Origin of the sequence: Macromonas nakdongensis, from assembly GCF_002837145.1 — a bacterium.
GTDB lineage: Bacteria > Pseudomonadota > Gammaproteobacteria > Burkholderiales > Burkholderiaceae_C > Macromonas_B > Macromonas_B nakdongensis.
Genome location: NZ_NWMV01000177.1, coordinates 1 through 1,607 on the forward strand (window position 1 = coordinate 1; position 1,607 = coordinate 1,607).

Annotated in this window: 2 protein-coding genes; both read right to left on the reverse strand. The window is 73.4% G+C overall.

What is annotated here, in order from left to right; translation table 11 throughout:
- Positions 1 to 479, reverse strand: a 479-nt coding sequence (tsaB, locus tag CON77_RS15005) for a tRNA (adenosine(37)-N6)-threonylcarbamoyltransferase complex dimerization subunit type 1 TsaB (RefSeq protein ID WP_101050416.1), incomplete at its 3' end; no start/stop codon positions are given.
- Positions 479 to 1,465 (reverse strand): DMT family transporter, encoded by a 987-nt coding sequence (locus tag CON77_RS15010; RefSeq protein WP_101050418.1) that lies wholly within the window; start codon positions 1,463 to 1,465, stop codon positions 479 to 481. The genes tsaB and CON77_RS15010, both read right to left, overlap by 1 nt.
- Positions 1,466 to 1,607 lie beyond the last annotated feature (142 nt).

Below are 1,607 nucleotides of genomic sequence, written 5' to 3' on the forward strand. Positions count from 1 at the left end.
GGGGCGGTCGTTCCGCCGTCGGTGGCGGGCGTGGCCACCACTTCGGCCTCGGCCACATACAACTCGTCCATGCGCGCGTCGAGCACGGCGAGCACGCGCTGGCCCACTGCCAGCGGTGCGGCCTGGGCGCGCGCGGCCTGGGCCACGGCCAGCAAGGTGTTCACCGGTAGCACCGGAAGGCCCGCGGGCCGGGCCGCCACGGCCAGGCCCTGCACGACCGCACAGGCGGTGCGCAGGCCGGTGAACGAACCCGGGCCGCAGCCGAAGGCAATGGCGTCGAGTTCGTCCAGGCGCCAGCCCACTTGGCCCAGCAGGGTTTGGATCAGCGGGATCAGGGTGGCCGAGGCCTGGGCCCCGCCCGGCCCCTGGTGCGCGGCCAGGGGCGCGTCGCCAGGGCGGCCCACGGCCAGGCTCAGGCGGTCGGTGCTGGTGTCCAGGGTCAGCACCCGTTCGGGGAAAGGCAGCGTCGCGGGCGTCATCATCGGGTGGGCGCGGAAGCCAGGGGCGGGTTGGGCGCGGCGGCCCGCACGCCGAAGACGATACCCAGCGTCACCAGCGCCAGGCCGATCAGCAGGTGGGGATGCAGGGGCTCGCCGAGGAGGCTGACCGCCCCCAGCGCCGACAGGCCGGGCACCAGCGAGGTGATCATGGTCGAACGCACCGGTCCGAAATGGCGCACCATCTGGGTGAAGGTGATGCCGGAAATCACCACCGAGCCCACGCCCTGGAACACTGCCTGGAACAGCCACTCGGTCCAGGGCGCGCGGCCCAGGCCGGAATCGATGGCCCCAAGCGCGGCCAGCAGGGCGTACACCGGCACGAAGGTGAGCGCCGCGAAGACCGAAATGGCCACCGTCGCCTGCACCGCCGGCAGGGCGTGGCGGCGCGCCAGGATGGAGTAGTTGGCCCAGGTGAAACCGGCCAGCAGGAACAGCAGGTCGCCTTTCCAGACGTCACCGCCGTCGAAGGCGCGCAACAGGCTGGCACCGCCCACCAGCAGGCCACCGCCGACGATCAGCCCCAGCCCCAGCGCGCGGTGGCGGGTGATGCGGTCGCGCAGCACCCAGGCGGCCAGCAGGGTGGTCCACAGCGGCAGGCTGCCGGGCATCAGCACCGAGGCGTGCGACGCCGGCGCGTAAAAAAAGCCGCTGTAGGCGATGCAGGCGTACAGCACGCCACCGACCAGCCCGACCTGCGCCGTCAGGCGCGCGCTCAGGGGCGACAGGCCGAGCCAGTCCGGGCGGCCTGGCTCGGTGGTGCGTTGGCGCCGCACCAGCCACCAGCCCCAGGGCAGCAGCACCGCTCCCGCGCCGACGAAGCGCATGAAGGCGATGTCGAACGGGGTCAGGTGCTGGTGGGCGGTGGCGCGTGCGACGACGATGAACGAGGTCCAGATCAGCACGGTCACCGCGGCCGCCAGCCCGCCCACGACGGCGGGGCTGGGGCGCTGGAATCGGGCAAACATGGGGGGATTATCGGTGCCCCGGATAATCGCCGCATGTTCCCTTCGTGTCTCCGCCGTTCGGCCGCGCCGGCGCGCTGGCGGGCCGCCTGTGTCGGCGTCCTGGCCAGTTGGGCGCTGGCCGCCTGGGGCGGCGGCCCCGGCC

Coding starts and splice junctions, on each gene's coding strand:
- CON77_RS15010 (WP_101050418.1), bottom strand. CDS start 1,465: ATGTTTGCCCGATTCCAGCGCCCCAGCCCCGCCGTCGTGGGCGGGCTG.